We start from the raw sequence: 25,103 nt of genomic DNA, 5'->3' as shown, positions 1-25,103 counted from the left end.
AAATGCCTTCCTTAAATCTTTGGCCTTTTGAGTCGTTTCCTCGACCCCTGTGCTGATACGCTAGCCGGATGACAGAAAGAAGAAACAGGCAGTTAGCAGATAGTACCGCCTCAGCCTGCCGGCAAATGGACCGTGAACGCCGCGCCCTTCCCAACCTCCGACTTGATCGAAAGCCGGGCGTTGTGGCGCGTCAGAATATGCTTGACGATGGACAGGCCAAGACCGGTGCCTTTCTGGGTGCGGCTGCTCTCCACGTCGACGCGATAGAAGCGCTCGGTAATGCGCGGTATGTGCTCTTCCGGGATGCCCGGGCCGTAGTCCCTGATGGTTACATCGATGCCCGGTTCCGGGCCGGCCTCGCCCCGCGCGATCGACACCGTGACGCGTCCGCCAGGCTGGCCGTATTTGCAGGCGTTTTCCAAGAGATTCTCGAACACCTGGAACAGCTCGTCGCGGTCTCCGGGCACGTCGAGCGGCCCCTCGGCGTAGTCGCGTTCGATGACGACGCCGTTCTCGCTGGCGAGCGGGCCTAGTGAATCGATGACGCTGTCGATGGTCTGGCGCAGATCGACCTCGGTTCCCGGCCTCAGGTAAGGCTTCATTTCAAGCCTCGACAGCGACAGGAGATCGTCGATGAGGCGCGCCATGCGGCCGGTCTGGTTCTGCATGATCTGCAGGAACTGCTCGCGCGCCGCCGGATCGTTGCGGGCCGGGCCGCGCAACGTCTCGATGAAGCCCGAGATTGAAGCAAGCGGGGTGCGCAGCTCGTGGCTGGCATTGGCTATGAAGTCAGCGCGCATGCGGTCGATGCGGCGCGTCTCACTCTGGTCCTTGAATACCAGCACATAGAGATCGGTGGCGTGGCCGACCGAGGACGCGCTGACCCGGTAGGCCCGTTCCACCGGCAGCTTCTCGGTGTAGTCGACGGCATCGGAGGCGACGGTTCCCGACAGCACGCCGTCCAGCAAGGCCTGCATTTCCGGCGCGCGGAATTTTAGCGACAGCGACAGGCCGGGCGCGATACCGACAAAGGCGGCAAAGGCGGCGGCATTGGCGTGGACGATGGTGGCGGTGCGGTCGAAGATGATCAGCGGATCGGCAACGGCAGCCGCAAGATATTCACCGGAAAGCCGCTGCAGCCCGCTCGCCTCGACCGTGGTAATGGTCTCAGCAGACCGGCTGGCGCCACCGGTTGGCAGAAGCGCGGCGGCCAGCAGCACTGTCAACGCAGCCAGGACGACATAGGCGGAGATACCGGCAAACCCATAAACGGCCATGATGGCGATCGCACCGGCGGCAAGCAGCCATCGGCGGTTCCACAGCCGGCCGGCGACGGCCTGCCCCGTGGTTGTCCGCTCTGCGCCGGTGTCAGCCATTCGTGCTTTCCGTGCTTCTGCGCCGGTCCCGCCGAAACTTCCGCTGGACCGGGTTTGAGGCCCCCCATAGCATGAGTCCGCAAGCTGGAAAGGTTCGTCTCGATGAAAAAAGCCAAGGAAAGTCCCGCCGCAGAGCCGGCAAAGGGGCCGCTGAAGATCAAGGTGGACGGCAAGGAGCGGGAGTTCGACATCGAAAACCCCGAGCTTCCCAGCTGGATCGAGGACCACAAACTGACCGCAGGCGACTACCCCTACGACAAGAAAATGAAGAGCGAGGAGTATGACGAGACGCTGGAGCGGCTGCAGATCGAACTGGTCAAGGCGCAGGCCTGGCTGCAGGCGACCGGCAGCAGAGTGATGTCGCTGTTCGAGGGGCGCGATGCCGCCGGCAAGGGCGGCACCATCTCGGTACTGCGCCAGTATCTCAATCCTCGAACCGCGCGCAACGTGGCGCTGACCAAGCCGACCCCGACCGAAGTCGGGCAATGGTACTACCAGCGCTACGTCGCCCATTTCCCGACATCGGGCGAATTCGTCACCTTCGACCGTTCCTGGTACAACCGCGGCGGCGTCGAGCCGGTGATGGGCTTCTGCACACCGGAACAGCATGCAAAATTCCTCGACGAGACGCCGCATTTCGAGCGGATGATCTCCAATGAGGGCATCTATTTCTTCAAATTCTGGCTCAACATCGGCCGCGAGACCCAGCTCGAACGGTTTCACGACCGCCGCTGGTCGCCGCTGAAGAACTGGAAGTTCTCGCCGATCGATATTGCCGGCATCACCAAATGGGACGACTACACCAAGGCGCGCGACCAGATGGTCGAGCGCACGCACAAACAGTTCGCGCCCTGGATCATCGTGCGGGCCAATGACAAGCGACGCTCGCGGCTGGCCGTCATGCGGCGCATCCTGTTGTCACTGCCCTATGATGGGCGCGATCTAGACGCCATCGGCAAGGAAGATAAGAAGATCGTCGGCGAAGGGCCGTCGTTTCTCGAGAAGTAGAGACTGGCCTCGATAGGCAGAGGCTGAAATTACAGAGCCCACCCCCACACGGAGGTGGGCTCTGTGGCCATTGTCTAAAGCGCATCGCATTTGAACGGATTCACGCGACGCGCTTTAGGTCTTTGTTTCATGCATGTCGTTCTCTCAAAACCGGGGCCACTTTGAGCGACATGCATTAAAGCGCGTCGGGTGAAGACAGTCTCACGACGCCTGCCGCATGCCGAGCATGTGGGGGGTGCCCCTGGCCAACACCGGGGCGTGATGGTTGCGGCGCGAGCGCACGACATCCAGCGTATGCTCGTTGAAGGTCAGCAGTGTGGCGACGACCTGCTGGTTGCCATAGGTGCGCTGGTAACCGAGCGGCGTCGCCAGGAAGTGCAACTGCAGCGTCCGCAGCACCCACACCGGCTCGACCTCGATAATGACCTGATCGACATTGCGAGCAAGGCCCCATTCGACGAAGCCGGCGATCAGTTCGGTGCCGACCGTAGACACGCCGCGCTTGCCATCGCGAAAGCCTGGCGCCACCGCGTAACGGGTTAGCTCCCAGACATTCGGTCCCGAAGGGCGCTTTCCCTCGCAGAGTTCCGGCATCACATCGCTAAGGAGATGCGGCCGTGTGGTCGGCAGCATCCGATGATAGCCTGCAAGCTCGCCATTGCGTATGACAAGGTGGTGTTCGGCCTCATCATGGTCGAATTGATCGATTTCGAGGCCGTCCGGGCGATCGAGATCGGTCCACCGCATCTCATCGACGAAGACCTTGTGACGCAGGCGATGGACGGCCTCCCATAGGTCGGGACGTTCCATCAGTTGTTGAGTGGTAAGGGAAAATAGCATTAGCCGTCTCCTGGGCTTAAGAGGAAGATACGGCCGGGCTTTCCCGAAAAAATTGCGCGAAGGTGTTGGCAAGGATTTCCAGGCTGCCACAGCCGACATGGCTAATATAGCTGCGTCTAAACGCCTCCGCGATGGCGTGCACCATGTTGGCGACGCCGAGTCTGCTTTTGGCGTTAAGAAAGCATTAGCCGTCTCAAGAGGACGACAGGGGCCGGTCTTTTCTGAAGATATGACGCCAACAATGCGGCCATTATTTCGGGCCGCCAGAACCGGCCTAGCTGATATAGCCGTGCCTGACTGCTTCGGCGACTGCCTGCACACGGTTGGCGGCGCCTAGTTTGCTCTTGGCGTTGAGAAGGTGTTTCTCAGAGGTATGCTCCGAGATGCCGAGGATCTGCGAAATCTCCCACTCGGATTTTCCGACCGCCGCCCATTGCAGGCATTCGCGCTCGCGCGGCGTCAATTCAATGTGATCGATAGATTTGCCGGCCGTCGTTTGAAGCTGCATGGCGCGGCCGATGGCATAGGTGGAGGCCAGCGAGACCATTGCGAATTCGGCTTCGGACAGTTCGACCGCCTCACCGCCCAGCGAGACCAGCGCGATCTGGCCTTCGAGCGTGATCAGCGGGAAGGCGAGGCCGTCACGCAGCTTGAACTGGCGGGCGTCGCGCATTACCTCGGCGCTGCTCTTGTCGGCGGGCATGCTTTGAACGGCATCGCGCCATTGGAATGGCGCCCGAAACTGCTTCAAATGGCTGACGACCGGATCGTGGTCGACGTAGTTGCGCGATAAGTAACGCTCCAGCCATTCGCTAGGCCAATCGCAGAGCAGCACATGGTCCTTCGTCTGGCTGCTTGGTGTACCGGGCTGCGGCACCGTTGCGGCTATCAGGGCCGTCAATCCGAAATTCGAGGTGACACTAAGTAGCTGCTCGCACACCGCAGCCGACGTGTCGGCACGCTGCACCCGGTCAATATATTCAAGTGTCCGGTCAAAATAACCCATCGCAACATCTACCCCATGTTGCCTACCGCTCTTGAGACCGATGCTACGTGCCTGCCCCGCACTTAGCCATCAACCCCGGATTGCAAAGCCACATCCTTAGCTTTTCTAACGCCAGCGACCGCCAACCCCGGGCCGACTCTGTGCGGCTATTTGCAACCTCGCCAAAGCATAACCCGAAATTTGCCCTTTGAAATCAAAAACAATTGTGCCTGCGCCGTTTTCGTATCACAAGCCAACGGCCAAGACGGGCGGAGTTTTTTGTGACATCACGCTGGATAACCATCGCCTTGCTGTCGATGCTGATCGGAGTGCAGCCGTTTGCCGGCGCTGTGCGGGCAGCGGAACCGCAGGTGCCGGTGCTTTGGGATGCCAAGGAGCGGCTGCCGAAGCCGGACCTTGCGGCGCTGCCGAGGCTCAGGTTCCTCACCACAACCGATTTCCCGCCCTTCAATTTTCTCGACGGCACGGGCCGACTGTCCGGCTTCCACATCGACCTGGCGCGGGCGATTTGCGCCGAACTCGACATCGCCGACAAATGCCAGATCCAGGCGCTGCCCTGGGCCGAACTCGACGACGCGTTGCAGAAGGGCGAAGGCGAGGCGATCATCGCCGGCATCGCCGCAACGCCGGAGACGCGGGCGAAGTACAGCTTTTCGCGCTCCTATCTACAGTTTCCGGCGCGCTTCATCATGCCGAAGACCAAGGCCTTCGCCGAGCCGATCCTCGACAAATTGCGCTCGAAGCGGGTCGGCGTGCTGGCCGGCTCGGCGCATGAAAAGATGCTGCGCGATTATTTCGGCACCGTGCAGATCATCCGCTTTCAACGGCCGGAAGACCTCTACAGCGACTTGAAGAGCGCCAAGATCGATGCCGCCTTCGGCGACGGCATGCGCTTTTCCTTCTGGCTGGGCGGCACGGACGCCGCCGGTTGCTGCCGCTTCGCCGGTGGACCCTACCTGGCGCCGGAATATCTGGGGTCCGGCATGACCATTGCCACCCGGGCCAGCGACCCAGCGCTGGCCGCAGCCATGGACTACGCGCTGCAGGAGATATCGGTGAAAGGCACCTTCGCCGAATTCTACCTGCGCTATTTCCCGGTCAGCTTTTTCTGATCCGGTCCCGGTCAGCTTCCTCTAGGGGCTGGATCAGGTCAGCGTGCGCAGGCGGGCCTTCGCCCCGCGCGCGATGGCTGCGGCGGTCAGCGTGTCGAGATCGAGCTCACGCCGGATCAACTGCAGCACCCGCAATTCCTCCATGCGCATTTCGAGATCGACGGCGGCAACTTCGAAGGCGGCGGCATAAGCGGTGTCGCGCAACCGCTCGGGCAAAGTCTCGGCGACACGCTCGAGCACGCCTTCCAATCCATCCTTTTCATGCAGCATCTTCTGGCAGTCCTGCGCAATGGCGATCAGCCTGTCCTGCTTGAAATCCTCGAACACCGGCCAGCTGCGGACGACGTCGCCGATGCGCGCCAGTTCGATATCGGTCATGTCGCGATCGGAAGCCGAGGTGATGACCATCAGGTAGATCAGGGCTTCATGGGTGGACGGCAACGGCATTCAAAACTCCTTGATAGTGAGGGTCGAAGGTAGGGACGCCACGGCGCCGTCGCAACGAAAACGCCTGATATCGTTGACGCTCCGCCCTGTCGCGCCTAGAGACCCGGTTGAAAAATCTTACCAGCCGCGAAGCCGGCCCATGACTGGAACTTTGACATGACGGGATCAAACATCGCCGATCTCAACCCCGAAATGCTTGCGGCAGCCGCCGAAAGCAAGGCCTGGCCGTTCGAGGAAGCCAAAAAGATCATCGAGCGCTACAAAGGCGGCGACTTTCCCGAGACCGTCCTGTTCGAGACCGGCTACGGCCCGTCGGGCCTGCCGCATATCGGCACGTTCGGCGAGGTCGCGCGCACCTCGATGGTGCGCCATGCCTTTCACGTGCTGACCGGGAACAAGGTCAAGACGAAGCTGCTCTGCTTCTCCGACGATATGGACGGCATGCGCAAGATTCCCGACAATGTGCCGGATCGCGCAGCGCTCGAGCCCTATCTGCATATGCCGCTGTCGTCGGTGCCCAATCCGTTCGGCGGCGACTATGCGAGCTTTGCCGACCACAACAACGCGATGCTGTGCCGCTTCCTCGACACGTTCGGCTTCGACTACGAATTCGCCAGCGCCACGCAGTACTACAAGGCCGGCCGCTTCGATGCGATGCTGGTGCGCGCCGCCGAGCGCTATGAGCAGATCATGGCGGTGATGCTGCCGACGCTGGGGCCGGAGCGGCAGGCAACCTACAGCCCGTTCCTGCCGATCTCGCCGAAGAGCGGGCGCGTGCTCTACGTGCCGATGAAGCATGTCGACGCCAAGGCCGGCAACATCACCTTCGACGATGAGGGCACCGAGACCACGCTTTCGGTGACCGGCGGGAAGGTCAAGCTGCAGTGGAAGCCGGATTTCGGCATGCGCTGGGCAGCGCTCGGCGTCGATTTCGAAATGTTCGGCAAGGACCACCAGACGAACGCGGTGATCTACGACCGCATCTGCAACATTCTCGGCGGGCGCGCGCCCGAGCATTTCGTCTACGAACTGTTCCTGGACGAGAACGGCCAGAAGATCTCGAAGTCGAAGGGCAACGGGCTGACCATCGACGAATGGCTGCGCTACGCGCCGACCGAAAGCCTCGGCCTCTATATGTATCAACGGCCAAGGCAGGCGAAAAAGCTCTATTTCGACGTCATCCCACGCGCCGTCGACGAGTACTACACCTTCCTCAACGCCTATCCGCGCCAGGACTGGAAGGAGCGGCTGGGCAATCCGGTCTGGCACATGCATGACGGCAAGCCGCCTTCCATCGACATGCCGGTGCCGTTCTCGCTGCTGCTCAACCTGGTCAGCGCCTCCAACGCGCAAAACAAGGATGTGCTGTGGGGCTTCATCTCGCGCCATGCATCTGGAGTGACGCCGGCGACGCATCCCGAACTCGACCAGCTGGTCGGTTTCGCCATCCGCTACTTCGACGATTTCGTGAAGCCGACGAAGACCTTCCGGCCGGCCGACGATGTCGAACGCGTGGCGCTGGAAGCGCTTGGCAACGCGCTTGCTGGCCTGCCGGCCGGCGCCGACGGCGAAGCGATCCAGAACGCTTCGCTCAACGTGGCGCGCAAGATCGAACGCTATCAGGACCATTCGAAGAAGAGCCCGGACGGCGGCCCTGGTGTCTCGGGCGCTTTCTTCCAGATGATCTACCAGGTGCTGATCGGCCAGGAACGCGGACCGCGCTTCGGTTCGTTCGCAGCCCTCTACGGCATCGCCGAAACCCGCGCGCTCATTGAGCGGGCGCTGGCTGGTCAGCTGGCGGCGTAATTTCCGTCCCGGCCGGCGGCGTGTCCATCGCCGGGGCATCGAGGATCGGTTGCGACGCCGTCGGTGCCGCAACCGGCGTTGGCGCCGGTGGCAGGCCGCCAAGATTGGGCGCGGCACCGAAGACGCCCTTCTTGGCGGCGCGCGCCTTGTCGCCCGCTTCGACATAGGGGCCGCCTGCCGTGGCGCGCGCCCAGCCGTTTTCGACCAGCCACTGGCCGACATCCAGCTTGCCGATGCGGCATTCGGCGGCGATCAGTGCACGGTCGGCCTCCGGCGGCACCTTGCAGGCAACGGCCCGGCCGCGCAGGAAAGACCGGAACGCGGTGCGCGCCCTGATACCGCAAGCCCAGGACTTGCCGCCCTCGGTGCAGGTCTCGTCTTGCCTGACGATGTCGATGCCGGAGACCGTCACGGAATAACCATTGGCTTCGATCAGGCCGGCGGCGGCCGCGACCGGCTGGAACAGTTTTGTTCCTCCCCAGTCGTCGACCGCTCTGCGCCCACGCGGCTTGGGCGGCCCGGCCAGCGCCAGGTCGCTCAGCGGCGCGCGTGGCTCAACCCGTTCAAGTTCTTCTACCGGCAGCAGATCGGAAGAGCACACGTCNTGGGCGGCCCGGCCAGCGCCAGGTCGCTCAGCGGCGCGCGTGGCTCAACCCGTTCAAGTTCTTCTACCGGCAGCGGCGGCGGAGCGATGGCCTCGGGATCGATCGCCCTCGAATGCACCTGAGGCGAGTGCATCGGAGGCTTGACGGGCTGGACCTCGGGGATCGCCGACGTCGCCGGCTCCTCGGGCACGGCCTCGGTGTCCGGGTCGATCTGGTCGACAGTAATGGCGGGGCCGTCGCGATGCAGCGCGCGACCGCCGGCGACGACAATGGCGACCATCACCGGGATCGCCAGGAGGGCTATGAGGATTTGAAGCAGACGCACCGCGAGACCTACTGGCTTGCCCAGACGATCCGCGCCACCCATTCGACATCGCGCATCGCGATGTCGCGGTCCGGATGGTCGGGGTTGAGCGAAATCAGCACGATCGATTTCGTCGTCTGGCGGTCGAGCACCTTGGCCATGACTTCGCCGGCATTGGTCTTGACGACGACGCGGTCGCCCTTGCGGGTAGCGGCGCCCGGCTCGACGATCAGCACATCGCCATTGCGGTAGAGCGGCAGCATGGAATCGCCCTGCACCTTCAACGCATAGGAGGTTTCGGTCGCCCGTGCCGGAAGCTCGACAAGGTCCCAGCCCTGGCCTGAGGGATAGCCGGCATCATCGAAGAAGCCGCCGGCGCCGGCCTGGGCGAAGCCGAGCAGCGGCACCGCTGAACGCTGCGGGGCTAACGAGCCCGAAGCTGTCTTGGCGCGGCCTTCGACCAGTCCGGTGAATTCGTCGAGCGAAGCGCCTGTCGCCTCGATGATCTTGGCCAGCGATTCGGTCGAGGGCCAGCGCGGTCGCCCATCCGAGGACAGCCGCTTCGACTTGTTGAAAGCGGTGGAGTCCAGACCGGCTCGCCGGGCCAGGCCGGAGGCCGACAATGAATAGCGCTCGGCGAGAGCGTCGATGGCTGCCCAAACTCGGTCATGCGAGAGCAATTCGCTCTCCTCAAAACAGGAAAAAATACCTTTTCCTTCTAACGCGCGGTCATCCGATTGTCCACCGGCGCGCGGCCCGATCCCCTAAAAAGCTGTGTGCGGCGAAGTCGTCATGGATGCCTCAAACTGCCTTGGCAAGGCTGCGCAATCCTTGGTGGGAGGTCATGCAAACCCGCTCGGCCTCGGTCGGCGGCCGCGGTTGAACGGAGCGGGCAAGCGTCCTATTGGACGCGCCAAGGACGCAGTAGCATTTGATTTGGCGCATGATCCTTTCCGAAAATCGATTCCGATTTTCGGGGTCATGCGCGAGGTCGGCGAGCATCATGTAGCGGGCGTTGTTGAGATGGAGGTTGAAGTCGATGTCGGCAGGCAGCGAAAAGCCAGCCGACTTTCGCTGCCGACCGCGTAAGGGTCACGGCGCGCCTTGCCGTGGCCATGCGCGCGAGGCGCCCTCAGACGTACATGGGGCGCTAGCTCAAGCGGCCTTCTGCACTTCGCCTTTCGCATAGGGATCGAAGCGCTGGTAGAAGGTCTCGCCCTTCTCCGCCAGGTCGAGTAGCAGCTTGGGCGCCTTGAACTCGGCGCCGTAGTTCTTCTGCAGGCCCTTGGCTATTCTGACGAATTCCCTGGCGCCAATGCCGTCGATATAGGACAGCGCGCCGCCGGTGAATGGCGCGAAACCGAAGGCGAGGATCGAGCCGACATCGGCCTCGCGCGGATCGGTGACGATGCCCTCTTCCATCACCCGGGCCGCTTCCAGCGCAATGGTTACCAGCAGGCGCTGCTGCAGTTCCTCATAGTCGACCTTCTCGGCCTCCAGCTGCGGATAGAGATCCTTCAGGCCCGGCCACAGCTTCTTCTTGGCAGGCTTGGCCGGATAGTCGTAAAAACCCTTGCCGTTCTTGCGGCCGAAGCGGCCATGGGTGTCGACCAGCGTGTTGATCAGCGCCATCTGCCTGGGGTCGACAGACTTGTCTCCGAGGTCCCTGATGGTCTGCTTCATGATCTTCTGGGCAAGGTCGATCGCCGTCTCGTCGGTCAGCGCCAGCGGGCCGACCGGCATGCCGGCGGCCTTGGCGGCGTTCTCGATCATCGGCGCCGGAACGCCTTCGATCAGCATCTTGTAGGCTTCCGACATGTAGCGCAGCACGCAGCGGTTGACGTAGAAGCCGCGCGTGTCGTTGACGACGATCGGCGTCTTCTTGATGGCGCGCACGAAATCGATCGCGGTGGCCAGCGCCTTGTCGCCGGTCTTCTTGCCCAGGATGATCTCGACCAGCATCATCTTGTCGACCGGCGAGAAGAAGTGGATGCCGACGAAATTCTTCGGCCGCGCCGAATTCTTGGCCAGTGCAGTGATCGGGATGGTCGAGGTGTTGGAGGCGAGGACCGCTGACGATTTCAGCACGGCTTCGGCCTGTTCGGTGGCAGCCTTCTTGACGGCCGAATCCTCGAACACCGCCTCGACCACCAGATCGCAGCCGGCGAGATCGGCATAGTCGGCCGTCGGCGTGATCAGCGACAGAAGTCTGTCCTTCTCCTCGGGCTTGGCGCGGCCCTTCTTGACCTGATCGGAGATCAGGCTGTCGGAATGCGCCTTGCCCTTTTCGGCCGACGCCATGTCGCGGTCGAGCAGGACGACCGGGATGCCGGCCTTGGCGGTGACAAAGGCGATGCCGGCACCCATGAAGCCGGCGCCGAGAATACCGATCTTCTTGAACTTGGTCTCCGGCACGCCGGCCGGGCGGCGGGCGCCCTTGTTGAGCTCCTGCAGCGAGACGAACAGCGAGCGGATCATCGCTGCTGCTTCCTTGGACTGCATGATTTCGGTGAAATAGCGCTGTTCGATGCGCAGACCGGTGTCGAACGGCACCAGCAGGCCCTCATAGACGCATTTCAGGATGGCCGCGGCGGCCGGATAATTGCCGTAGGTCTCGCGACGCAGGATGGCGATGGCCGGCGGCCACAGATTGAAGCCGGCGGGCGAATAGATCAGGCCGCCGGGCAGCTTGAAGCCCTTCTCGTCCCAGGGTTGGACGGCTTTCAGGCCGTTCCTGATCATCGCCTTGGCGGTCTCGATCAGCTTGCCGGGTTCGGCGATCTCGTGGATCAGCCCCATCGCCTTGGCTTTCTGCGGCGACAGCGTCTGGCCGGTGGTCAGCATCTGCAACGCCTGCTGCTGGTCGGTCAGGCGCGGCACGCGTTGGGTGCCACCGGCGCCGGGGAAGATGCCGACCTTGACTTCCGGCAAGGCCATCTTGACCTTTTCGGAGTCAGCGGCAACGCGGCCATGACAGGCCAGCGACAGCTCGAACGCGCCGCCCATGCAGGTACCGTTGATCGCCGAGACCCAGGGCTTGCCCGACGTTTCGAGCTTGCGCCACAGGCCCCCCATGCGGCCGGCATTGTCGAACAGAAGCTGTGCCGCCTTCTCCGGGTCCTTGGTCTTCTCCTTGGCAAATACGGCCAGCATCTTCTGCAGCATGGTCAGGTCGGCGCCGCCGGAGAAGCTGTCCTTTCCCGAGGTGATCACCGCGCCCTTGATGGCGGCGTCGGCCACCACCTGGTCGATGATCTTGTCGAGCTCGTTCATTACCTCTTCGGTGAAGACGTTCATCGAGCGGTCCGGCATGTTCCAGGTGACCAGCGCGATGCCGTCTGCGTCGGTGTCGACCGTGAAGTTTGTATAAGTCATGTCTCTCTCCTTCCGGCCGAAAATCAGACGCGTTCGATAATCGTTGCGGTGCCCATGCCGGCGCCGATGCAGAGCGTCACCAGAGCGGTGTTCAAATCGCGGCGCTCGAGCTCGTCCAGCACCGTGCCCAGGATCATCGCGCCGGTGGCACCGAGCGGATGGCCCATGGCGATGGCGCCGCCATTGACGTTGATCTTGTCGTGCGGGATTTCGAATGCCTGCATGTAGCGCAGCACCACCGAGGCGAAGGCCTCGTTAAGCTCGAACAGGTCGATATCCGACAGCTTCATCTTGGCGCGCTTCAGAAGCTTCTCGGTGACGTCGACCGGACCGGTAAGCATCAGCACCGGCTCGGAGCCGATGTTGGCAAAGGCGCGGATACGCGCGCGTGGCTTCAAGCCCATCGTTTTGCCGGCCTTCTTGGAGCCGAGCAGCACTGCGGCGGCACCGTCGACGATGCCCGACGAATTGCCGGCATGGTGGACGTGATTGACCTCTTCCACCTCAGGGTGCTTCTGCACGGCGACCGCGTCGAAGCCGCCCATTTCACCAGGCATGACGAAGGACGGGTTGAGCGAGGCCAGCGACTGCATGTCGGTCGACGGCCGCATATGCTCGTCATGATCGAGGATGGTGAGGCCGTTCTGGTCCTTGATCGGTATGACGGAGTTCTTGAAACGGCCATCGGCCCAGGCCTTGCCGGCGCGCTTCTGGCTCTCGACCGCATAGGCATCGACGTCGTCGCGCGAAAAACCATACTTGGTGGCGATCAAATCGGCCGATATGCCTTGCGGCACGAACCAGCCGGGCAGGCCGACGGACGGGTCCATGAACCAGGCGCCGCCCGAGGCGCCCATGCCGACGCGCGACATCGATTCCACGCCGCCTGCAATGACGATCTCGTCGGCGCCTTGAGCGATCTTGGCGGCGCCGAAATTGATGGCGTCGAGACCCGAAGCGCAGAAGCGCGATATCTGCATGCCCGGCGCCTTGTTGTCGTAGCCGGCTTCGAAGGCGGCGGCGCGCGGGATGACGGAGCCGGCCTCGCCCACTGGGTCCACGCAGCCGAAGATGATGTCGTCTACGTTTGCGGTGTCGAGGCCGTTGCGGTCGCGCAGCGCCTCAAGCGTCCTGGCGGCGAGCCGCACCGCCGGCACTTCGTGCAGCGAGCCATCCTTCTTGCCCTTGCCGCGCGGTGTGCGCACGGCGTCATAGACATAAGCTTCGGCCATTTGCTTGCTCCTTGCTTTGCCGACGTCGCTCTCAGAGAGAGCGGCCGATCAGCAATTTCATGATCTCGTTGGTGCCGCCGTAGATGCGCTGGACGCGGGCGTCGCGGAACATGCGGGCGATCGGATATTCATTCATGTAGCCATAGCCGCCATGCAATTGAAGGCATTCGTCGACGACTTTTCCCTGCAGGTCCGAGAGCCAGTATTTCGCCATCGACGCCGTCACCGGATCCAGCCCGCCATTGATGTGGCGGGTGACGCAATCATTGTAGAAGACGCGGCCGATGGTGGCCTCGGTCTTCAGTTCGGCGAGCTTGAACTGGGTGTTCTGGAACTCGATGATCGCCTTGCCGAAGGCCTTGCGACCCTTGACGTAGTCGATGGTCAGCGCCAGGGCGCGTTCGATCATGGCGATCGCGCCGGTTCCGATCTGCAGGCGCTCCTGCGGCAATTGCTGCATCAGCTGTATGAAGCCCTGTCCCTCTTCGTGGCCAAGCAGGTTCGAGGTCGGCACGCGCAGATCATTGAAGAACAGCTCCGACGTGTCGTTGGCTTTCAGGCCGATCTTGTCGAGGTTGCGGCCGCGTTCGAAGCCTTCGGCCTCGTCGGCCTCGACGACGATCAGCGAGGTGCCCTTGGCGCCTTTGGCCGGATCGGTCTTGGTGACGACGATGATGAAATTGGCCAGTTGGCCATTGGTGATGAAGGTTTTCGAACCGTTGATCTTGTACTGGTTGCCGTCCTTCTCGGCGCGCGTCTTGACGCCTTGCAGGTCGGAGCCGGCGCCCGGCTCGGTCATGGCGATGGCGCCGATCAGTTCGCCGGTCGCCAGTTTCGGCAGCCATTTCTTCTTCTGCTCTTCCGAGCCGTAGTGAAGGATGTAAGGAGCAACGATCGCGTTGTGGAGACCGATGCCGAAACCGTCGACGCCAACATGGCCGATCGCCTCGATGATGGCGCTCTCATGCGCGAAGGTGCCGCCGGAGCCGCCATATTCCTCCGGCATAGAGGCGCAGAGCAGGCCGGCGGCACCCGCCTTGCGCCAGCTCTCGCGGTCGACCATCTCGTTCTTCTCGAACTCGTCGTAGCGCGGCGCGATCTCTTCCGACATGAAGCGGTGCGCCATGTCGTAGAGCATGCCGACCTCGTCCGCCGCCCAGGCGGGCTTCGGCAAGGAGAGCACTTCGGCTGGATTTGTCATGCCGTTTCTCCCGCGCNCTGGCGATTGTTGCCGCCCGCAATACCGGGGCCGATCTTCGCCATCTCCATGATGGAATCCCACAAACGGTCTGAATTGATTCGCAGATTCTCGCCTGGGGCGGCCATGCTCTAAAACCTCATCGGTTGCGGGGCGGCGGCGTCCCCCTCCCCCTCGAGGGGAGGGTGGCCGCGAAGCGGTCGGGTGGGGTCGCCGATGACGTGCTCGACCTTATCTTCGGAATTGACGCGGGTTTGGGGCATTGCGATCATCTCCTACCAAAGCGCCAACCAGCCGGCGCACTGCACGCAAGGACCCCTCCCGGCCCTTCGGGCCACCCTCCCCTCAAGGAGGAGGGGGACGCCAGCCATTTCTAGAACGCTTCCGCAGGCAGCGCCATTAGCGTGTCCGCACCACTGGAAATGCGGGCGAGATGTGCCGATGTCTCGGGCATGATCCGCTCCATGAAGAAGCGCGCCGTCACCACCTTGTTGTCGTAAAAAGCCCCATTTTCGTGGACAGATTGGGAGCCATTGGCGCCGGTCTTGCCGAGCGCGGCCTTGGCCATCTGCGCCCACATGTAGCCCAGCGCTACCAGGCCGAAGAGATGCATGTAATCGGTCGACGCGGCGCCGGCATTGTCGGGCTTGGCCATGCCGTTCTGCACCAGCCACATGGTCGCCGCCTGCAGATCGTTGAGGCCCTTCTTCAGCGCCTTCGTGAAAGGCGCCAGCTTCTCGTCGGCGCGGTTCTCCTCGCAGAACTCGCCGACGTCCTTGAAGAAGGCCTGCACGGCGCGACCGCCATTCAGACCAAGCTTGCGGCCGACGAGGTCGAGCGCCTGGATGCCGTTGGCGCCTTCATAGATCATGGCGATGCGGGCATCGCGCACGAACTGGCTCATGCCGTGCTCTTCGATGTAGCCGTGGCCCCCGAACACCTGCTGCGCCATGACTGCATGGTCAAAACCCTTGTCGGTGAGCACGCCCTTGATCACCGGCGTCAGCAGGCCGGTATAGTCGTCGGCCGCCTGGCGATCCTTGTCGTCGGCGGAGCGGTGGGCGATGTCGGACTTGATCGCCGTCCACAGCGCCAGCGCGCGGCCGGCCTCATTGAAGGCCTTCATGGTCATCAGCGAGCGGCGGATGTCGGGATGGACGATGATCGGATCGGCTTGTCTGTCCGGCGCCTTGGCGCCAGACAGCGAGCGGCCCTGCAGCCGGTCCTTGGCGTAGGAGACCGCGTTCTGGTAAGCGATCTCGGACAGCGACAGGCCCTGCAGGCCGACGCCGAGCCGGGCTTCGTTCATCATCGTGAACATCGCCTTCAGGCCGCCATTGGCCTCACCGAGCAGCGTGCCTTCGGCCTCGTCATAATTCATGACGCAAGTCGAATTGCCGTGTATGCCCATCTTCTCCTCGATCGACCCGCAGGAGAGCGTGTTCTTCTCGCCCGGATTGCCCGAGGCATCGAGCTTCAGCTTTGGCACGATGAACAGCGAGATGCCCTTCACGCCTGCCGGCGCGCCTTCGATGCGGGCCAACACGAGATGGACGATGTTTTCCGACATGTCGTGCTCGCCGGCCGAGATGAAGATCTTCTGGCCTGAGATCTTGTAGGTGCCGTTGCCGTTCGGCACCGCCTTGGTGCGCAGCAGGCCGAGATCGGTGCCGCAATGCGGCTCGGTCAGGTTCATGGTACCGGTCCAGGACCCCTCGACCAGCTTCGGCAGCCATGTCGCCTTCTGCTCGTCGGTGCCGTGTGTGATGATCGCAGCGATAGCGCCTTGAGTCAGGCCGGGATACATCATCAGCGCCATGTTGGCCGAAACCATGTATTCGGCAACCGCGGTGTGCACGGCATAGGGCAGCCCCTGGCCGCCGAACTCGACGGGCGCCGCCAGTCCCATCCAGCCGCCTTCCCGATACTGGTCGTAGGCTTCCTTGAAGCCCTTCGGCGTCGTCACCGAGCCGTCCTCATGGCGCACGCAGCCTTCCATGTCACCGACGCGGTTCAGAGGATGCATGACGTTTTCGGCGAGCTTGGCGCCTTCGGCGAGGATCGCCTCGACAACGTCGGGCGTCGCGTCGGCAAATCCGGGAAGGTTGGAGTAGCGCTGATAACCCAGCACCTCGTTGAGCACGAACAGCGTGTCCTGGACCGGCGCCCTGTAGATCGGCATGTGTTTCCTCCACCATGCGGGTCTTGGCCGCGAGATCGAGCCCCGAAACATGAGGTTGGGGCGGCATGCGGGCCAATGTTGAAAGCGGGATAGCAAAAATTGACGTTTGCGTAAACGTCAATTTTGTCGCCGGGACAAAATTTACCTATGCCAGCCTATCGGCACGAGCGGTGCATGGCTTTGTGCAAAGCGAGGGGGGTCAAACAAAAAGAGCCGCGCGGGCGGCCGCGCGGCTCTTAAGTTCAAAGCTTTCGCCGGGAGCTGCGGAGCAAAATCAGCTGGCGGCGCTGGCCGGGGCCGAACGCTCGGACAGCATCTGGCGCACGGCCGACATCGAGCCGCTCAGCTCGTTGATGGCGTCGTCGATCAGCGCGCGCTGCTTCTGCAGGCGGGCTAGCTGCTTCTCCGACTTGTCGAGAGCCAGCCGCAATTGCTTGGTGTTGGATCCCGTGGGATCGTAGAGATCCATCATCTGCTTGACGTCGCGCAGCGAGAACCCGACCTTGCGGCCGAGGAGGATCAGCTTCAGCCGCGCCTTGTCGCGGCGCGTGTAGAGGCGCGTTGCCCCATCGCGTTTCGGATTGAGCAGGCCCTTGTCTTCATAGAAACGCAGCGTGCGCAGCGTCACGCCGTATTTCTTGGCCATCTCGCCGATGCGCACGAGCTCCTCACTGGCTTCGGCAGACATATTGTTGGTGTTGGCCGCGGCTTCGCCGGGCGAAACAAGTTTCATAGTCACTGGCTTTCCCCTGTCGTGGCATCGCGGTCTCGGACCTTGCAACGCCTGAGTGGAAGCGGGGGCATGCTTCCAGTCGTGGTTTCAACTAATTCATCGCAAAAGGCACGAACGGCGCCCCTCTTACGTTTACGTCAATTCTATAATGATAGCCGTCGCATGACGCAAGGGCGTTCTGGGATTGCGAAACCTTATGCCGCACCCCCGGCGCCGGGTCCGAACGGGCACCGCCTGTATTTCAGCAATGCCGTAACTTCTTAAGCTTGGTTAACACCTTGTTTACCACGATGGGTGAAATGTGCGGATGTCGGTCACCCGTGTTTATCCTGTAGCGAATTTTTCACGGTTTTTCGGAGAGCGGGCCTGGCCCGGGAAGCTCGTCTTCCGCCGCAGCAGTGCCGCGCGGCCGCCTTCGTTCCCGACAAGGACTTGGGAAACTGGCAGCAAGCCAGCCATTCTGAAAAACGGACGCATCGATGAACAGCAAGCGGTCCTATCTCGATACACTCAACGCCGGCAGGCCGCGCAGGCCGAACACCACACTTGATGAATTGAACCGCTCGCTGGAAACGCTGGAGCAGCGGCTGGAGCGCAAGCGCGAGGACGCCGCCGAGCGCTTCGATCCGCGCCGGCCCGCTCCGGAGCCGCGCTACGCAAGCGCCCAGCCCTACGCCCCGCCGCGCTGGTACGAGGACCCGCAGCCCACGCCGCGGCCGAAAGGCGCCGGGCCGGCCGGCTTCGACCAGAACTATCAGGCGATCGCGCGCGACATCGACCGCGTGCGCGGCCAGGAAGACAGCGTCGCCGTGGTCGGCAAGATCGCCGGCGAATTGCGTGGCCTGCGCGAGGAACTGCGCCATCAGATGACGGCCGGCCTGCAGCGCGAATTCGCCGCGTTGCGCAAGGACATCGAACGGGCCTTCCAGGCGAGCAACCAATCGGGTGGTCAGGCAGGCGGCTTGCCCGGCAAGGGCAGCGCCGAACTCGGCGTCGAATTCGAGCGGCTGTCCGGCGCCATCCAGACGCTGGCCGAGAAGAGCGACGACCGAAGCGTCAACATGCTGCGGCTCGAGCTCGAGCAGGTAAAGACGGCGCTCGACACATTGGCGCGCGAGGAAAGCGTGCTGAAGGTCGACCGCCGCTGGGACGATTTCGACCGCCGCTGGAGCGCGTTCGAGGACCGTGTCGACGCCGACCAGCGCAACCGCGCCGACGGCCCCGGATTTTCGGCCCTGACCGACCGGCTCGAACAGATCAGCAATGCGGTCCACAATCTGCCGGAATCGCTGTCGCTGCGCTCGATGGAAGAAAAGGTCCGCACGCTTGCCGGCGCCGTCGATCATTTCGTCAGCCAGCAGAGCAACCGCGGCGGCGACACGCTTGGCCTGATCGACGAACGGCTCGACGAGATTTCGCGCGCCATCGTCGCCTCGACCGTCGCCGCACAGGCCAATTCCTTCGACCCCGAACCCTTTGAACGCATCGAGAAGCGGATCGCCTCGCTGGCGCAGCAGATCGAGGAAGTCGTGCAGATTCGTCCGAGCGGCGAGGTTCTCGACCGTCTCAGCACGCTGTCGAACAGGGTCGACGAGCTTGCCGGCCGCGCCAATCTGCCGGAACAGGCGATGGAGCGCCTCGGCAAGCAGATCGCGATGATCGCCGACAAGATCGACCGCGCCCCGGCCATGCCCGACGCCGACTATATCTTCCAGGGTCTGGAACAGCGCTTCGACGTGCTGTCGGGCATGATGGAACGCCGGCAGGGCGACGCCATCGAACAGGGCAACATGCTGTTTCGCGATCTGGAGCGGCGGCTGGACGAGGTTGCCGACCGGCTGGACCAGCGCCAGCCGCAGGCTGACAGCGCCGGCATCATGGACGCCATCGACGCACGCTTCACCGCGCTCGCCCAACGCATGGAGACGCGCATTCCCGATCCTGCCAACGAGGCGGCGATCCGCGGCCTGGAAAGCCGGCTCGAAGACATTTCAAGCCGGCTGGAATCGTCGGCCGCGCAGGTCGCCGGCATCGATCCGGCACTGATCCGCAGCCTCGAGGCGCAGGTCTCCAGCCTATCGGCGCATCTGTCGAAGCCCGGCACGCCGCTGCCGGAATTCGAGGACATCAGCCCGCGCCTCAACGAAATCGAGAAGTCGCTGGCCGGAACCCGCGAATCCATCATGGGCGCGGCACGCGAAGCAGCCGAGAGCGCCGTGCGCTCACTGGCAGATTCCAACGCCAACACCGCGGCCGTTACCGGCCTTGCTCAGGATCTGAAGACGCTGGAAGCGCTGACGCGCCGTTCGGACGAGCGCAATTCACGGACATTCGAGGCTATCCACGACACGTTGCTCAAGATCGTCGATCGTCTGGGCTCGCTGGAGACCAGCGAACCGGCCGAGGCGGTGAGCGAGCTTCTGGATGCCCAGGCCGAGCCGGCGCGGCGGGCCCGCGCTGCACGCGCCTCCAAGATTTCGGTGCAGGACGCGCCGTCGATGGATATCGACCAGCCGCTGCCGCTGACCGGAGACATGGCCGATCTCGACGGCCGCGCCGCCGCCATCATGCGCAGCGAGCCGGATATGCGCGCCGACCCGGGTACGCGTAGCGACCCGGTCATGGGCAGCGAACCCGTGCGGCGCTCGCCAGCCGAGGCTGCCGCGGCCGCTGCCCAGGCAGCGCTCGGTTCCGACAGGATTGCCGAGAAAGGCGAAGCCACGGCCAAGAAGTCGCTGTTCGGTGGATTTGCGCGCGCCTTCAGGGGCAAGAAGCCGGCTGACATGCCGCCGCTTGCCGGCTCGGGGCCTAATGTCGACATGCCGAGCGTCGATCTCGACGAGCCGCTCGATCCGAAGCTCGCCAACCGACCGTTGGAGCCGGGCTCCGGCGCGCCCGACCTCAACGCCATCATGAAGCGCGTGCGCGACGAGCGCGGCCCGCCGGTGCGCCAAAACTCCGGCGATGCGTCGAAATCCGACTTCATTGCCGCGGCCAGGCGCGCGGCGCAGGCCGCGGCCGCCGAGGCCGACGCGTTGAAACGCCAGTCTACCATGAAGGGCCCGGTCAAGGCGCTTCGTATCGGCGACCTGCTCAAGGCGCGGCGCAAGCCGATCCTGATGGGAGCGGTCGCGATCATGCTGGCGCTTGCCGGCCTCCAGTTGGGCAAGGCCTTCTTCGCCGACCCGGTCGAGGTCGCAAGCAACGATACAGCGCCGATCGTCGCCTCGCAGCCGGTCGAGACTGCCTCGGTCAACGCTGCCAGCCAACCCAAGGCAGAACAGCAGGTGGCCGTTCAGGACGTGCCGGCCCGGATCGTCAGGCAGGCGGAGCCCACGGAACCGGCAGCTGGCAACGATGCGCCAATGAATGCGGCCTCGGTCGCTGGGCCCGAAGTGCCGGCGGTGGAGCCCGCGCCAGCGCCGATGGCTTTGGCCGATCCGGCCCCCGCGCCAAATGCAATGCTGCCGACCACCGCCACTGCGGAACCGGCGGCTGCCGACGCGCAGCCTGCGGCCGCCGTCATGGCGCCCTCGGCCTCGGATACGACGGCCTCGGATACTACCGGCGCCGTTCCGCCGGCTGATGCCGCGGTAGCACCTGTCGTGGCCAAGATAGACGTTCCGGCCGATGCCGGCCCGCAAGCCTTGCGCGACGCGGCTGCCGGCGGTGACGCCAAGGCGCTGTTCGAGCTCGGTTCGCGCTATGCTGAATCGCGCGGCGTCAAGGAAGACATGGCGGCAGCGGCCAAATGGTACGAAAAGTCGGCCGAGCTCGGCTTCGCACCGGCGGAATACCGCATCGGCAATTTCTACGAAAAGGGCATCGGCGTCAGGCGCGACGTCAAGAAGGCAAAGACCTTCTACCAGCTCGCCGCCGCGCAGGGTAATGCCAGCGCCATGCACAATCTGGCCGTTCTGTTTGCCATGGCCGCCGACGGCGTGACCGACAATGAATCGGCCGCGCACTGGTTTCAGGCGGCGGCCGATGTCGGCGTCAAGGACAGCCAGTTCAATCTCGGCATCCTGGCGGCAAAGGGCGTCGGCATGAAGCAGAGCCTGGAGGAATCCTACAAATGGTTCGCGCTCGTCGCCAAGACCGGCGACAAGGATGCGGCTGCAAAGCGCGACGAAGTCGCCACTGCGCTGCGCCCCGAACAGCTGGAGCGGGCGCGCGCCGCCACGGAACTGTGGAAGCCGAAGCCGCTCGACCCGGCGTCCAACTCGGCCGACATTCCTGAATCCTGGCAGGAAGGCACGCCGCAGACCACCGCCAGCGTCGACATGAAGAAGGCGGTCAAGAACATCCAGCTCATCCTCAACAAGAACGGCTACGATGCCGGCGGCGCCGATGGCGTGATGGGCGGCAAGACCAAGACCGCAATCATGGCTTTCCAGACCGACAACAAGATGCAGGCGACCGGCGAAATCGACGAAAAGCTGGTGAAGGCGCTGCTGGCGCACAAATAACGGCAGATGCGTCGCTAACGCGACGCCCTTGCCATACATTTGCCTGTTAACTGCTTGAGATGTTTTTTGTTTCGGTAGGGCGGCGGGGTTTGATCCCACTGCCCCGGCGGTGCAAGAAAGAATTGGCTTTTCGGTGCGACAATGCCCTGGAATGGCTGCAATCGCCGACAGGCAAACTGATCGAGACTGACGGGTGGGCATCTATCTCCCGATCGCGGAAATTTCCGTCAACGTCTTCGTGCTGCTGGCAATGGGCGCGGCGGTGGGTTTCCTGTCGGGCATGTTCGGGGTCGGTGGCGGCTTTCTGATCACGCCGCTCTTGATCTTCTACAACATCCCGCCGGCAATCGCCGTTGCTACCGGCGCCAACCAGGTTATCGCCTCCTCCTTCTCCGGCGCGCTGTCGCACATGAAGCGCGGCACGCTCGACTTCAAGCTCGGCGGGGTGCTGCTGGCCGGCGGCATCGTCGGCTCGACCGGCGGTATCTTTGTCTTTGCCTTCCTGCGTCGGCTCGGCCAGCTCGATTTGTTCATTTCGCTGCTCTACGTCGTGCTGCTTGGCACCGTCGGCGGGCTGATGCTGGTCGAGAGCGTCAATGCGCTGCGCGCGACGCGCAGCGGTGCGGCGCCGGTCTTGAAGAAATCCGGCCAGCACAACTGGATCCACCGGCTGCCGCTGAAGATGCGCTTCAGGGCCTCGAAGCTGTTCGTCAGCGTCATTCCGGTGCTCGGGCTCGGCGCCGGCATCGGCTTCCTGTCGTCGATCATGGGTGTCGGCGGTGGCTTCATCATGGTGCCGGCGCTGATCTACCTCCTGAAAGTGCCGACCAACGTCGTTATCGGCACCTCGCTGTTCCAGATTATTTTCACCTCGGCCTACACCACGCTGGTTCATGCTTCCACCAACCAGACGGTCGACGTCATGCTTGCCTTCCTGCTGATGGCGGGCGGCGTTGCCGGCGCGCAATATGGCGCCAAGGCAGGACAGAAGCTGCGCGGCGAACAGCTCAGGGCACTGCTGGCGCTGCTGGTGCTGGCGGTCGCGATCCGGCTTGCCATCGATCTCTTCGTCACGCCGCCAAACCTCTATTCGCTGACCGCCGCGGGCCTGAACTGATGCTGCGGTGGGGGATTTTTTCGGCCGCCGTTTTGCTTTTCGCCCTCGCTCTGCCGGCGGCAGCGCAATCGCCGAACCCCTTGCCGGAAGGCATCCAGATCGGTCTCTCCACCGACGCGGTGTCGATCACCGCCGGCTTTTCCGGCGCCGACCTGACCATTTTCGGTTCGCTGGAAAACCCCGACCCGCTGGTCGCGCGGCAGGGGCGCTATGACGTCATCGTCGTGCTCGAAGGGCCGCCGCGGCCGGTTGTGGTGCGCCGCAAGGACCGGGTGCTCGGCGTCTGGGTCAACCTGGAATCGGAGACCTTCGAGAACGTGCCGGTCTCCTACTCCGTCGCCACGACACGGCCGCTGCAGGACATCACCGAACCCAACAGCTACAAGCAGCTGTCGCTCGGCGCCTCCAACCTTTACATGCAACCGGCCGACGTAACCGACAGTCCGGCGACGATCGAGGAATTCACCGTGGCGCTGCGCGAGCGCAAGGCGGCGACCGGCCTCTACAGCGAGAATGTCGGCGGCGTGCAGTTCCTGTCGCAGAACCTGTTTCGCGCCACGGTGCGGCTGGCGCCCAACGTCCCGGTTGGAACGCATAAAGCCCGCGCGTTCCTGTTCAAGAGCGGCCTGTTCCTCAAGGAAAGCTCGGCCCAGCTCGAAATCCGCAAATCGGGTTTCGAACAGTCGATCTTCCGCGTCGCGCATGATTACTCCTTTCTCTACGGCGTCTTCTCCGTGTCGCTGGCCATGATCACGGGATGGCTCGGCAGGCTGATTTTCCGCAGGGATTGACGCGCAGGACCCATTTCCGGGGAAAAGGGGTTCCCCTTTTCTCAGTCTTGCGATAGACCGCCGCCTCCCAACCTCGGGTAACACGCACAATCATTCGGCAGAACGGTCAGGCCTCTGGACGGCGCGCGTCTTGCGGACCCCTGCCACAGCGACGACCCAATGACAGGAGGCTGCAATGCACCAGGCATTTGGCGGCATCGATTTCGGCACGTCCAATTCTACGGTGGGCGTGATCCGCAACGGCCAGGCACGGCTGGTGGCGCTGGAAGGTGAACAGCCGACATTGCCAAGCGCGGTTTTCTTCAACTTCGAGGACGGTCACACCTATTTCGGCCGCCGCGCCATTGCCGACTACACCGATGCCATCGAAGGCCGGCTGATGCGGTCGCTGAAGAGCGTGCTCGGCAGTTCGCTGGCGCATGAGAAGACGCGGATCAAGGCCCGGCAGATCGGTTTCATCGACATTGTCGGCATGTTCGTCGGCCATTTGAAGAAGCGGCTTGAGGAAGATGCCGGCGCTCCGGTGGAGAACGTTGTGCTCGGCCGGCCGGTGCAATTTGTCGACGACGATGTGGAAGCCGATGCCAAGGCGCAAAGCGAGCTTGAAAAGGCGGCGCGCGCGCAAGGCTTCAAGCACATCGCCTTCCAGTTCGAACCGATCGCGGCAGCGCTCGACTATGAGCAGGACGTGAAGCGCGAGGAACTGGCGTTGATCGTCGACATGGGCGGCGGCACGTCCGACTTCTCGATCGTGCGCGTTTCGCCGCAACGCGCCCGCTCACGCGACCGCAAGGACGATATCCTGGCCAACCGCGGCATCCATATCGGCGGCACCGATTTCGACCGGCTGCTCAGCATTGCCCATGTCATGCCCAAGCTCGGCTATCTGACCTCGACAAAAGACGGCAAGCGCAACCTGCCGGCGAGCTATTTCATTGATCTCGCGACGTGGCAACGCATCAACCTCGTTTACACCGCCAAGGCGATGACGCATCTGAGGCAGATCCGCTTCGAGGCCGTCCGCGCCGACCTTGTCGACCGCTTCATCCATATTGTCGAGCACCGTTACGGCCATGCGCTGGCCGGCCTGGTCGAACGAGCCAAGATCGCGCTGACAGATCAGGCTTCGGCTGATGTGACGGTGGCACTGCCCGGCGCGGGTTTTGCCGCCGAGATCACGCGAGACGGCCTGGAAGAGACGATTGCCGCCGAGATCGAGCGGGTGTCCGCGACGGTGCGGCAGACGATTGCCGATGCTGGCGTGAAAACGTCCGACATCACCGCCGTGTTCCTCACCGGCGGCTCGACCGCCATCCCGCTGGCACGGCGCGAAATCCTGTCGCTGGTGCCGCAAGCCGCCGTTATCGAGGGCGACATGTTCGGTTCGGTCGGCCTTGGCCTGGCGCTGGATGCACAGCGGAAGTTCTCCTGAACACATACCTGCGGCTACCCCATAATGACCATAAATACCCAAACGAGGCCGCACCATTTCACCCCGACCC

Annotated in this window: 18 protein-coding genes and 1 pseudogene; 8 read left to right on the top strand and 11 right to left on the bottom strand. The window is 63.4% G+C overall.

Features of this window, described 5'->3' with window-relative positions; genetic code table 11:
* Positions 1-110 precede the first annotated feature (110 nt).
* Positions 111-1,376 carry an ATP-binding protein gene (locus tag X756_RS143160; protein WP_023730969.1) on the bottom strand — a complete coding sequence of 422 codons (1,266 nt, stop codon included), beginning with the start codon at positions 1,374-1,376 and terminating at the stop codon, positions 111-113.
* 102 nt (positions 1,377-1,478) lie between these two features.
* Here X756_RS143160 and ppk2 point away from each other — a divergent pair, with 102 nt between their 5' ends.
* Entirely contained in the window at positions 1,479-2,384 is a 906-nt protein-coding gene (gene ppk2, locus X756_RS143165) for a polyphosphate kinase 2 (RefSeq protein WP_023669623.1), read from the top strand.
* Between the two features lie 201 nt (positions 2,385-2,585).
* Here ppk2 and X756_RS143170 read toward each other — a convergent pair whose 3' ends face one another.
* The gene (locus X756_RS143170) at positions 2,586-3,224 is read right to left on the bottom strand and encodes a GNAT family N-acetyltransferase (RefSeq protein WP_023730968.1); all 639 of its coding nucleotides are present in this window, start codon (positions 3,222-3,224) and stop codon (positions 2,586-2,588) included.
* Between the two features lie 274 nt (positions 3,225-3,498).
* Positions 3,499-4,230: a LuxR family transcriptional regulator gene (locus tag X756_RS143175; protein WP_023669621.1), complete on the bottom strand. Its 732-nt coding sequence runs from the start codon at positions 4,228-4,230 to the stop codon at positions 3,499-3,501.
* Between the two features lie 260 nt (positions 4,231-4,490).
* On the opposite strand from X756_RS143175, the gene X756_RS143180 reads away from it, so the two are divergent.
* Positions 4,491-5,342, top strand: a complete 852-nt coding sequence (locus tag X756_RS143180) for a transporter substrate-binding domain-containing protein (protein WP_023730967.1) — start codon at positions 4,491-4,493, stop codon at positions 5,340-5,342.
* Positions 5,343-5,375: 33 nt separating this feature from the next.
* On the opposite strand, the gene X756_RS143185 is transcribed toward X756_RS143180, so the two are convergent.
* Complete coding sequence (locus X756_RS143185) at positions 5,376-5,789, bottom strand: tellurite resistance TerB family protein (protein WP_023730966.1); 414 nt, start codon at positions 5,787-5,789, stop codon at positions 5,376-5,378.
* A 156-nt stretch (positions 5,790-5,945) separates the two neighbouring features.
* Between X756_RS143185 and X756_RS143190 the strand changes: the two genes are divergently transcribed.
* A complete protein-coding gene (locus X756_RS143190) occupies positions 5,946-7,595 on the top strand; it encodes a lysine--tRNA ligase (protein ID WP_023726835.1) in 1,650 nt (549 codons plus the stop codon).
* Here X756_RS143190 and X756_RS1000000170065 read toward each other — a convergent pair.
* A pseudogene (locus X756_RS1000000170065) lies at positions 7,558-8,525 on the bottom strand (thermonuclease family protein). The gene X756_RS143190 and the pseudogene X756_RS1000000170065 sit on opposite strands and share 38 nt — an antisense overlap.
* An 8-nt stretch (positions 8,526-8,533) precedes the next feature.
* Positions 8,534-9,184 (bottom strand): helix-turn-helix transcriptional regulator, encoded by a 651-nt coding sequence (locus X756_RS143200; RefSeq protein WP_023715330.1) that lies wholly within the window; start codon positions 9,182-9,184, stop codon positions 8,534-8,536.
* A 112-nt stretch (positions 9,185-9,296) separates the two neighbouring features.
* Between X756_RS143200 and X756_RS1000000170605 the strand changes: the two genes are divergently transcribed.
* A complete protein-coding gene (locus X756_RS1000000170605) occupies positions 9,297-9,593 on the top strand; it encodes a hypothetical protein (protein WP_023730963.1) in 297 nt (98 codons plus the stop codon).
* Between the two features lie 66 nt (positions 9,594-9,659).
* Here the strand turns inward: X756_RS1000000170605 and X756_RS143205 are convergent, their stop codons facing one another.
* The 5 genes from X756_RS143205 to X756_RS143225 all read right to left on the bottom strand — a co-directional run bounded on the left by X756_RS143205 (position 9,660) and on the right by X756_RS143225 (position 17,224).
* On the bottom strand, positions 9,660-11,879 hold the full coding sequence (locus X756_RS143205; protein WP_023730962.1) for a 3-hydroxyacyl-CoA dehydrogenase NAD-binding domain-containing protein: 2,220 nt from the start codon (positions 11,877-11,879) through the stop codon (positions 9,660-9,662).
* Positions 11,880-11,902: 23 nt separating this feature from the next.
* The gene (locus X756_RS143210; protein ID WP_023669613.1) at positions 11,903-13,111 is read right to left on the bottom strand and encodes an acetyl-CoA C-acetyltransferase; all 1,209 of its coding nucleotides are present in this window, start codon (positions 13,109-13,111) and stop codon (positions 11,903-11,905) included.
* Positions 13,112-13,142: 31 nt separating this feature from the next.
* Entirely contained in the window at positions 13,143-14,312 is a 1,170-nt protein-coding gene (locus tag X756_RS143215) for an acyl-CoA dehydrogenase family protein (RefSeq protein WP_023730961.1), read from the bottom strand.
* 370 nt (positions 14,313-14,682) lie between these two features.
* On the bottom strand, positions 14,683-16,491 hold the full coding sequence (locus X756_RS143220; protein ID WP_023681963.1) for an acyl-CoA dehydrogenase: 1,809 nt from the start codon (positions 16,489-16,491) through the stop codon (positions 14,683-14,685).
* Between the two features lie 274 nt (positions 16,492-16,765).
* Complete coding sequence (locus tag X756_RS143225) at positions 16,766-17,224, bottom strand: MerR family DNA-binding transcriptional regulator (RefSeq protein ID WP_023669610.1); 459 nt, start codon at positions 17,222-17,224, stop codon at positions 16,766-16,768.
* Positions 17,225-17,703: 479 nt separating this feature from the next.
* Here X756_RS143225 and X756_RS143230 point away from each other — a divergent pair, with 479 nt between their 5' ends.
* The 4 genes from X756_RS143230 to X756_RS143245 all read left to right on the top strand — a co-directional run bounded on the left by X756_RS143230 (position 17,704) and on the right by X756_RS143245 (position 25,033).
* Complete coding sequence (locus X756_RS143230) at positions 17,704-21,693, top strand: SEL1-like repeat protein (protein WP_023730958.1); 3,990 nt, start codon at positions 17,704-17,706, stop codon at positions 21,691-21,693.
* 193 nt (positions 21,694-21,886) lie between these two features.
* On the top strand, positions 21,887-22,810 hold the full coding sequence (locus X756_RS143235; protein ID WP_023730957.1) for a sulfite exporter TauE/SafE family protein: 924 nt from the start codon (positions 21,887-21,889) through the stop codon (positions 22,808-22,810).
* Positions 22,810-23,601: a TIGR02186 family protein gene (locus X756_RS143240; RefSeq protein WP_023692548.1), complete on the top strand. Its 792-nt coding sequence runs from the start codon at positions 22,810-22,812 to the stop codon at positions 23,599-23,601. The genes X756_RS143235 and X756_RS143240 overlap by 1 nt, the downstream gene beginning before the upstream one ends.
* 175 nt (positions 23,602-23,776) lie before the next feature.
* The gene (locus X756_RS143245) at positions 23,777-25,033 is read left to right on the top strand and encodes an Hsp70 family protein (protein ID WP_023730956.1); all 1,257 of its coding nucleotides are present in this window, start codon (positions 23,777-23,779) and stop codon (positions 25,031-25,033) included.
* Positions 25,034-25,103 lie beyond the last annotated feature (70 nt).

This window comes from Mesorhizobium sp. LNJC405B00 (assembly GCF_000502615.1).
Lineage (GTDB): Bacteria > Pseudomonadota > Alphaproteobacteria > Rhizobiales > Rhizobiaceae > Mesorhizobium.
This window is presented reverse-complemented; position numbering and strand designations above follow the sequence as displayed.